The 8,738-nt window shown below is 67.9% G+C and carries 8 protein-coding genes and 1 pseudogene; 7 read left to right on the top strand and 2 right to left on the bottom strand.

The window, feature by feature from the left end; genetic code table 11:
• The 6 genes and pseudogenes from NN2_RS37610 to NN2_RS02525 all read left to right on the top strand — a co-directional run.
• A pseudogene (locus NN2_RS37610) lies at nt 1-618 on the top strand (hypothetical protein); the annotation flags it as partial.
• Nucleotides 619-629: 11 nt separating this feature from the next.
• Nucleotides 630-1,142, top strand: a complete 513-nt coding sequence (locus tag NN2_RS02545; protein WP_063010015.1) for an ImmA/IrrE family metallo-endopeptidase — start codon at nt 630-632, stop codon at nt 1,140-1,142.
• A gap of 78 nt (nt 1,143-1,220) precedes the next feature.
• Nucleotides 1,221-2,267, top strand: a complete 1,047-nt coding sequence (locus NN2_RS02540; RefSeq protein ID WP_063010013.1) for a hypothetical protein — start codon at nt 1,221-1,223, stop codon at nt 2,265-2,267.
• Between the two features lie 890 nt (nt 2,268-3,157).
• Nucleotides 3,158-3,481, top strand: a complete 324-nt coding sequence (locus tag NN2_RS02535) for a hypothetical protein (protein WP_064902747.1) — start codon at nt 3,158-3,160, stop codon at nt 3,479-3,481.
• Between the two features lie 10 nt (nt 3,482-3,491).
• Entirely contained in the window at nt 3,492-4,007 is a 516-nt protein-coding gene (locus tag NN2_RS02530; protein WP_063010009.1) for an ImmA/IrrE family metallo-endopeptidase, read from the top strand.
• Nucleotides 4,008-4,119: 112 nt separating this feature from the next.
• Nucleotides 4,120-5,145, top strand: a complete 1,026-nt coding sequence (locus NN2_RS02525) for a hypothetical protein (protein ID WP_063010007.1) — start codon at nt 4,120-4,122, stop codon at nt 5,143-5,145.
• 194 nt (nt 5,146-5,339) lie between these two features.
• Here NN2_RS02525 and NN2_RS02520 read toward each other — a convergent pair whose 3' ends face one another.
• The gene (locus NN2_RS02520; RefSeq protein WP_014348820.1) at nt 5,340-5,756 is read right to left on the bottom strand and encodes a helix-turn-helix domain-containing protein; all 417 of its coding nucleotides are present in this window, start codon (nt 5,754-5,756) and stop codon (nt 5,340-5,342) included.
• 358 nt (nt 5,757-6,114) lie between these two features.
• Nucleotides 6,115-7,281: a steroid 3-ketoacyl-CoA thiolase gene (locus tag NN2_RS02515; RefSeq protein WP_063010005.1), complete on the bottom strand. Its 1,167-nt coding sequence runs from the start codon at nt 7,279-7,281 to the stop codon at nt 6,115-6,117.
• A gap of 213 nt (nt 7,282-7,494) precedes the next feature.
• On the opposite strand from NN2_RS02515, the gene NN2_RS02510 reads away from it, so the two are divergent.
• On the top strand, nt 7,495-8,679 hold the full coding sequence (locus NN2_RS02510; RefSeq protein WP_051757275.1) for a cytochrome P450: 1,185 nt from the start codon (nt 7,495-7,497) through the stop codon (nt 8,677-8,679).
• The last annotated feature ends 59 nt before the right edge of the window (nt 8,680-8,738 follow it).

Here is an 8,738-nt window from a genome sequence, read left to right as displayed (position 1 = left end):
GCGCTCGCGACCACCGGATCGGCCGCCGCCGGAACCGGTGCGCTGCTGGCCGGGTTGCTCGGCACGGGCTCCGCCGCCACCGGATCCGCGCTCGCGGGCCTCGCCGGGACAGGTTCCGCCGCAACGGGTTCCGCGCTGGCCACGCTGCTCGGCACCGGCTCCGCGATCACGGGATCGGCTGCGGTGGGGTCGGCCGCCGCGATGTCGCCGTTGCTGCTTCTGCTTCTGCTGCAGCCGGTTCCGCCCCCGCCGGTACCGGCAGCGCCTCCGCTCGCCATCCCGCCGGTGCCGCCGGTCCCCGCCGTCCCCGCGGTGCCGGGTGAGCCTTTCGTCGCCGCACTCCCGGCGCCCGCCGCGGTCCCGCCCGCGGCGCCACCCGCACCACCGGCTCCTGCCCCGGCGGACCCGGCGCCCGCACTGGCCCAGTCGAATCCAGCCGTGCGTCCTACCGCGGCCAGTAGCGGCCTGCCCGAGGTCAAGACGCTGGCCGTGCTCGGCGGCGTGATCGCCATGGCGCTGGCCGCGGCCGGCTCCGGCGCGGTGAGTTTCCAGAGCGCCTCCGCCGCGCAGGCGCGCGTCGACGCCGCACGCGCGGAATTCTTCGGACCGAGGGCCTGAGGGGGCGCGAGATGACCGAGAGCCGGATTCAGACGGGCCGCTCCTACCGCCGCGTCGCCGCCGCCGTCGACGCGGTGTGCGCGGTTGCCGCCGATTTCGACGCCACCACGTTGGAGGAGGTGGTCCTCGCGATCTCCGCCGAACGCGGCCGCCTGATCGAAATCGCCGACGCCCAGCTCGGACCGGGTGTCTGCGGTCAGCGCCGCAGCTATCCGGACAAGGATGTGATCGTGCTGGCCGCCGCCCTGCCCAGTCGCGACCACACCCTCGCGCACGAACTGGGACATGTGGTCTTCGACCACCCGGGTGAACCGGCCGCCGAGGTGACGCTCGAGGCCAGCGACGATCTGATCGCCTACATGCTGTCCCAGCGCGCGCATCAGCGGATCGTCGACGACGGGCGCGACGATCAGTACGAGTGGGAGGCCGAAACCTTCGCCGGCATGCTGATGACCCGCCTGCGCGTCTTCAACAATCGCGGCGCCGGGGTCTCGGTGCTCCGATTCGACGAGGCTCTCGGATGACCGAGGGGACCGGAGGCGGCAGCGTGCGTAACCACGGAGGGCCCCTCGGACATCCGACGACAGGCACGGGGTAGAAACATGACGTTCTGGTTGACTGCGCTGTTGGTGTGGATGGCGGCCGGCGCCCGCATCGGTCGTGTCCTGGTGAAGCCCGCGACCACGGCCCGGGTGGCGATCGTGATCGCGGTCGCGGCGGTGGCCGCCGCGGCCACCCTCGGCATCCCGGAGATCGCGGTCGCGGTGGATCACGCACTGCCGCAGGGGATCAACGGCCAGGCCCTGGCCGACCGGCTGGTGGCGGCGACCTGGCTGCTGTTCGCGGTGGCGACGTCGGTGGTCGCGGCCGCCGCCTGGCCGGTGGTCTCGCGCCGGAATCTTCGTCAGATCGCCTGGCTGGTCTACGGTTTCGGCGCGCTCGTCATCGCGGCCACCATCGGGTGGTCGATTCTGTTCGGCTGGGTCATGACCTTGCTCGGCGGCGTCTTCGTCGCCGTGACCGGCCTGCGCAATCTGGACTGGACGGCGCTGGGGCGCGGTATCGCGCTCTACACCGCCGGCACGGTGGTCGCGGGAGTCCTTGCCGCGCTGTCGATTCGGCGCCTGGCGATCGGTGAACAACCCGCGCGCCCCGGCGATCCGGGCTGGTTCTGGCCGGCCTGGCAGCTCGCGAGTCTGCTGATCGCGGTCGGTGCGGTGTGGATCGTGATCGAGCTCTGGGTGCGGGCGCGCCTGCTGCTGCGCCAGATTCGGACCCTGCATCGCACCATGATCAAGCGTTTCCCCGAGGTGGTGGCGCACGAGCAGACGGTGTCGGCCACTCAGCTCAAGGCTTCCGATCAGGTCGCTCAGATCATGGACGCGCTGTATCTGCAGACCGGCGGCGGTATGGAGCTGGCGGCGGCGGGGGTGCCCGCGCGTTCGGTCACCGAACGTGCCGAGCGGGTGGCCCGCTGGGCCCGCAATCCGCTCGGTGACGAGATCGTCGACGCCCGCTGGATCGCACCGCCGGAGGGATTGAGCCCGCGCGGCTGGGTGCAGGCGATCGCCCGCGCCTTCGAGCGCACCGTGTCCGAGCCGATACCTTCGGGGCCGAAACCTCCAGGGCCGAAACCCGCAGTCGCGTAGCGTCCCGAGCCGGTGTACGGAGCCTGATCGCGGCAACCCGCTCGGCAACGACACACGCCCGCCGGATCGCGCAACGGTGCCTCCTTCCCATCGCGATGATCCGCACGGGTCGACGATTCCGCGCGCCGCGGCGCGACGAGCATTCGGGCTCAACCGATCTCGCTGCGCGAGCGAACTGTCTGAAGTTAGGATGTGCCGCATCGCGAGGTCCCGGCGATGGGTTGTGGCGACCGGGTAGAGATCTGCGCTGAGAACTCGAGGGAAGGCGAGCGCATGACCATGGGGCGGGTAGCGCGCGTTGTTGCGGTCGCCGGAATGATCTGTAGTTGTGCGGTTCTCGGCCCCCAGGTAGCCGCCGCTCACCCAGCTCACGACAATCCGGCTCGGCCGAATCCGGGTCAGCCCCATCCAGGTCAGCCGAATCCAGGTCAGCCGAATCCGGGTCACGCCCAACCATCCCATCCGCCCGCATCTCAGCCGAACGCCGCAATGGAGCAGGGCTCCGCAGATTCCCGGCCGACTGGTCCCGGTGCCGAAGCACGGCAGCAGCCGGGCGCGTCCGCACCGGGTGCGGGGGGCCTACTCCGGCAGACGATAACCAGAACCATGGCAATCTCGACGCCCCGGGAGGCGCTACGACCTCGTCGGCGCCGGCTCCCGCAGGGTTGCCCGGACCGGCGGCCCCTGGTTCCCTCCTGGCCTCGCTGACCGGAACGGGCCCCGCCGCAACGGCTTCCGAATCGGCTATTGTGATCGACCCCGGGCCCCCGGTTACCGGACCGGCCGCGATCAGGGCCGCTGCCGCGAGGTCGCCGCTGCTGATTCTCGTACTGCCGCACCGGGTTCGGCGGCGCGGGGTTCCCGCGCGACCGACGCCGGTGCTCCCGACGATGCCGCGGGTCCCCGCCGGTCCCCTGCCTCCGGTCGACGTCGCCGCCCCACCCGCGCCGGCCGCGGTCCCGATCGCACCGACCCCCGCCCCGTCGGCGTTGTCCGCGGCTCCGGCGCCCGCGCCGGCCCAGCCGAATCCCGCCGGGGACCAGATCGTGGCCATTGGCAGACCGCCGGAGGTCGAGATTCCGGCGGTCGCCGGCAGTGTGATCGCCACGGCGCTCGCCGCGGTCGGCTCCGGTGTGATGAGCTTTCGCAGTGCCTCGGCGGCGCAGGCACGCCTCGACGCCGCACGGGCGGAATTCTTCGGACCGAGGGCCTGAGGGGCGCGGAATGATCGAGAGCCGGACTATTAAGACAGGCCGCTCGTATCGCCGCGTCGCCGTCGCCGTCGACGCGGTGTGCGCGGTTGCCGCCGATTTCGACGCCACCACGTTGGAGGAGGTGGTCCTCGCGATCTCCGCCGAACGCGGCCGCCTGATCGAAATCACTGATGCCCGGCTGGGGCCGGGTGTCTGCGGTCAGCGCCGCAGCTATCCGGACAAGGATGTGATCGTGCTGGCCACGGCCCTGCCCAGTCGCGACCACACCCTCGCACACGAACTGGGACATGTGGTCTTCGACCATCCCGGTGAACCGACCGCCGAGGTCATGCTCGAGGCCGGCGACGACCTGATCGCCTACATATTGTCCCAGCGTGCGCATCAGCGGATCGTCGACGACGGTCGAAACCAGCAGTACGAGTGGGAGGCCGAGACCTTCGCCGGCATGTTGACGACCCGCCTACGCGTATTCGACAACCGTGGTTCCGGCGTCTCGGTGCTCCGATTCGACGAGGCACTCGGATGACCGAGGGGACCGGAGGCGGCAGCGTGCGTAAACATGTAGGACTGCTCGGTCATCCGCAAAAGGCTCGGATGACGGTGCATGCCGGTCATCCGACGAAAGGGAAGGGTTGGTGATGATGTTCTCGTTGACGGCCCTGTTGGTGTGGATGGCGGCCAGTGCCCGTATCGGCCGCGTCCTGGTGAAGCCCCCGACCACGGCCCGGATGGCGATCGTGATCGCGGTCGCGGCGGTGGGCGCCGCGGCCACACTCGGCGTTCCGGAAACCGCGGTCGCGGTGGACCACTCACGGCCGCAAGGAATCAACGGTCAGGCTCTGGCCGACCGGCTGGTGGCGGCGACCTGGCTGCTGTTCGCTGTGGCCACCTCGGTGGTGGCGGCTGCCGCCTGGCCGGTGGTCTCGCGTCGAAATCTGCGTCAAATCGCTTGGGCGGTATACGGTTTCGGCGCCTTCCTCATCGCCGCCACCATCGGTTGGTCGATCCTGTTCGGCTGGGCCATGACGCTGCTCGGATGTGTCTTCATCGCGGTGACGGGTCTGCGCAATCTGGACTGGACGGCGTTGGGGCGCGGTATCGCGCTCTACACCGCGGGCACCATGGCCACGGGAGTGCTTGCCGCACTATCGATCCGGCGGCTGACGGTCGGTGCACAACCGGTTCCTCCCGGCGAGCCGGGGTGGTTCTGGCCGGGCTGGCAGCTCGCGAGTCTGCTGATCGCGGGCGGCGCGGTATGGATCGTGATCGAGCGGTGGATGCGGGCGCGGCTGCTGCTGCGACAGATCCGAGCCCTGCACCGGACCATGATCAAACGTTTTCCCGAGGTGGTGGCGCACGAGCAGACGGTGTCGGTCACCGAGCTCAAGGCGTCCGACCAAGTCGCTCAGATCATGGACGCACTATATCTGCAGACCGGCGGCGGTATGGAACTGGCGGCGGCGGGGGTGCCCGCGCGTTCGGTTACCGAACGCGCGGAACGGGTGGCCCGTTGGGCCCGCAATCCGCTCGGTGACGAGATCGTCGACGCCCGCTGGATCGCACCGCCGGAGGGATTGAGCCCGCGCGGCTGGGTGCAGGCGATCGCCCGCGCCTTCGAGCGCACCGCGGTCGACCGGAAATCAGCTGTCGCACAGGCGGATTGACCATCGATGCGGCCGGACCGATTGGGCGGGCGGTCCTATCGCGCAGCGCAGGGTCGTATTGCGCAGCGCAGCGTGAATCGCACAGCGCAGCGTGAAATGCACAGCGAAGACCGAAGCGTCACCGCTTCGGTCTCAGGTCACAAGACAACACAGTGCGGTTCCGAGTGCCGCACTGTGTTGCCTTGTCCGACTTGCTATTCCGTGCCGTCCGGTGGAACCTCGGGCAGACCTTCACTCGCCCGGAGCTTTTCGGCCATCGAGGTCAGGAGGTTCTGCGACTCTTCGGAGAGATCGAACGCCCTGCTCGACAGCCGACGCAGTCCATAGCCCTGCAGCTGGGACAGCAACTCCAGATCATGGTCGATCTTGGCGGCGTAGATGTCGTTGAAGAAGTAGTCCGGTTTGACCTTGAAGAACTTTGCCAGTGCGGCAACCGTTTCATCTGAGGGGTTCGTCCGCTGACCCGACCGCAACTGCGAGAGATACGGTTTCGAGATCGGATGCCCGGAGGCGGTGAGCGCTGCCGCCACCTCGGCATTGGTGTGCGGCTTACGCCCCGGGGGATGCACGGTTTCGAACAGCTTGTTCAGCCGCGCCGCGAAATCAGCCATTGTGAGCCGCCCAATTCCCTTCGCTGTACTAACAGTCGTTATCTCGGATACGTATCATTGATATTAGCGGCTGAGTAACTGAAAACCTACGCCTGATTCAGGATTTCCTTGAAGCTTCCAGGTCGGCCGTCCGGGAACCGTTCAGCGTCGGCGCGTTTGCGGGGCACCGCACCCTCACTGGTCGAGGGGCAGTACGCTCCGGTTCTGGCCCGTCGAACGAGTCTCGCTCAACGGGCCATTGATAACCGGAAGATAGCTGACATCTCATCCTTTTGTCTGTATCGCAGTTTGTGTGGCGTACGACACGTCTCGGACCTGTGAGGATGAACGTTCAACTACGGATGAAATCTGTTCGGTATTACAACCGCTCGATGATTGTTCCGGTCGCAAGTGCGCCACCGGCGCACATGAGGACCATTGCGATCGACTTGTCGGAGCGTTCCAGCTCGTGCAGGGCGGTGGTGATCAACCGCGAGCCGGTGCTGCCGACCGGATGTCCGATCGCGATCGCGCCGCCGTTGACGTTGACCCGGTCCATATCCGGCTTGTGCACCGACGCCCACGACAGCGGGACCGAGGCGAAGGCCTCGTTGATTTCGAAGAGGTCGATATCGGCGATGCTCATGCCCGACTTCTCCAGCAGCCGCGTCGTCGCCTGTACCGGGCCGTCCAGGTGGAACTCCGGCTCGGCGCCGACGAGGCACTGGGTGACGATGCGCGCCCGCGGCTTCAGTCCCGCACGCGCGGCGGCCTGTTCGTCCATGAGCAGCACCGCGGCGGCACCGTCGGAGATCTGCGACGAGGTGCCGGCGGTGTGAATTCCGCCCTCCAGCACCGGCTTCAGCTTCGCCAGGCTCTCCCGGGTGGTCTCGCGCAGTCCCTGGTCGCGGTTGACGTCGAGCGTCTCGCCGGTGAGGGTGCCCTCCTTGTCGACCTGCGGCGCGCCGGCGATGGTCAGCACCTCGCGGTCGAAGCGCCCCTCCGCCCAGGCCTGCGCGGCCAAACGCTGTGAGCGCACGCCGAATTCGTCGATATCGTCGCGGGTGATGCCGCGCCGCTTGGCGATTCGCTCGGCCGCCTCGAACTGGTTGGGCATATCGATGTCCCAGCTCGCCGGGCGGCGGGGCCCGGCGTTCTCGCCCACGTTCGCGCCCAGCGGGACGTGGCTCATGGATTCGACGCCGCAGGCGACGCCGATGTCGATCGCGCCCTGGGCGATCTGCCCGGCGATCAGGTGGTTGGCCTGCTGGGCGGACCCGCACTGGCAGTCGACCGTGGTCGCGCCCACCTGCCAGGGGAGTCCGGCGTGCAGCCATGCGGTGCGGGTGACGTTGTTGCCCTGCTCGCCGACCTGCATGACGCAGCCGCCGATGACCTGTTCGACCAATGCCGGATCGAGCTGTGCGCGCTCGAGGACGCCGCGCTGCGCGGCGCCGAGCACCTCGGCGGCGTGCAGGCCGGCCAGCCAGCCGTTGCGTTTGCCGATCGGGGTGCGCGCGGCCTCGACGATGACGGGGGTGCCCATAACTTCAACCTTTCGAACAGGATCCGTATCAGCACAGAAACTGGAACAAGTTCTGTGGATGTACTGAGGGCGGACTATGGCTTCTTTACTACTGATACCACCTATGCTGCAATGAAGGTAGAACGTGTTTCAGTTAGTCGAAGGAGACAACTGGTGGTTGACACCCATGTAGCTCCGAACCTCCCCGAGGGGTTCGACGCCACAGATCCCGATATGTGGGCCCGCGGCATTCCCGTCGAAGAGTTCGCGGAGCTGCGCCGGGCCGCGCCGATCTGGTGGAACCCGCAGTCTCCGGAGGTCGGAGGGTTCCACGACGACGGCTTCTGGGTTGTGTCCAAGCACGCCGATGTCAAGGAGGTCTCGCGGCGCGACGATTTCTCCACCTACGAGAACACCGCGATTCCCCGCTTCAACGACGACATCCCGCGCGAGGCCATCGAGCTGCAGCGCCACATCCTGATCAACAAGGATGCGCCCGAACACACCAAACTGCGCAAGCTGATTTCCAAGGGCTTCACCCCGCGCGCGATCAACGGTCTGCGCGCGGAGCTGTCCGCCCGCGCCAAATCGATCGTCGACGCGGCCGCGGCCAGCGGCGCCGGCGACTTCGTCACCCAGGTGGCCTGTGAGCTGCCGCTGCAGGCGATCGCCGAACTGATCGGCGTCCCGCAGGAAGACCGGATGAAGGTCTTCCAGTGGTCCAACGAGATGACCGGCTACGACGATCCGGACACCGATGCCGACCCGGCCGCCTCATCGATGGAGATCCTCGGCTACGCCTGGCAGATGGCGGAGGCCCGCAAGGCGGAACCGGCCAACGACATCGTCACCGCTCTGGTCAATGCCGATATCGACGGTGAGGCGCTGACCTCGGAGGAGTTCGGCTTCTTCGTCATCCTGCTGGCGGTCGCCGGAAACGAGACCACCCGCAACGCCATCACCCACGGCATGATCGCGTTCCTGGAGAACCCGGAGCAGTGGGAGCTCTACAAGCGCGAGCGGCCGGCCACCGCCGCCGACGAGATCATCCGCTGGGCCACGCCGGTGAGCTCGTTCCAGCGGACCGCGCTGGTCGACACCGAACTGTCCGGGGTGCAGATCAAGAAGGGCCAGCGTGTCCTGCTGATGTACCGCTCGGCCAATTTCGACGAGGAGGTGTTCGAGAATCCGTACACCTTCGACATCACTCGCGATCCGAATCCGCACCTGTCCTTCGGTGGTACCGGCGCGCACTTCTGCATCGGCGCCAACCTGGCCCGCCTGGAGATCGACCTGATCTTCAATGCCATCGCCGACCATCTGCCCGATATCACCAAGCTCGGCGACCCCAAGCGTCTGACCTCGGGCTGGCTCAACGGCATCAAGGAATTCCAGGTCGACTACAAGACCAAGGCCTGATTCGCACCCTGAACACGGACAGGGCGGGCACCCGATGGGTGCCCGCCCTGTTGTTCGTG

The organism is Nocardia nova NBRC 15556, from assembly GCF_001613005.1.
GTDB lineage: Bacteria > Actinomycetota > Actinomycetes > Mycobacteriales > Mycobacteriaceae > Nocardia > Nocardia nova.
Note: the sequence above shows the minus strand (reverse complement) of the source record. Positions and strands in the feature narration are given on the sequence as shown.

What these genes read in the sequence shown, in the direction of transcription:
- NN2_RS02515 (WP_063010005.1), bottom strand. Translation starts at nt 7,281, where the DNA reads ATGGGCACCCCCGTCATCGTCGAGGCCGCGCGCACCCCGATCGGCAAA.
- NN2_RS02535 (WP_064902747.1), top strand. Translation starts at nt 3,158, where the DNA reads ATGCCGCGGGTCCCCGCCGGTCCCCTGCCTCCGGTCGACGTCGCCGCC.
- NN2_RS02520 (WP_014348820.1), bottom strand. Translation starts at nt 5,756, where the DNA reads ATGGCTGATTTCGCGGCGCGGCTGAACAAGCTGTTCGAAACCGTGCAT.
- NN2_RS02545 (WP_063010015.1), top strand. Translation starts at nt 630, where the DNA reads ATGACCGAGAGCCGGATTCAGACGGGCCGCTCCTACCGCCGCGTCGCC.
- NN2_RS02525 (WP_063010007.1), top strand. Translation starts at nt 4,120, where the DNA reads ATGATGTTCTCGTTGACGGCCCTGTTGGTGTGGATGGCGGCCAGTGCC.
- NN2_RS02530 (WP_063010009.1), top strand. Translation starts at nt 3,492, where the DNA reads ATGATCGAGAGCCGGACTATTAAGACAGGCCGCTCGTATCGCCGCGTC.
- NN2_RS02540 (WP_063010013.1), top strand. Translation starts at nt 1,221, where the DNA reads ATGACGTTCTGGTTGACTGCGCTGTTGGTGTGGATGGCGGCCGGCGCC.
- NN2_RS02510 (WP_051757275.1), top strand. Translation starts at nt 7,495, where the DNA reads ATGTGGGCCCGCGGCATTCCCGTCGAAGAGTTCGCGGAGCTGCGCCGG.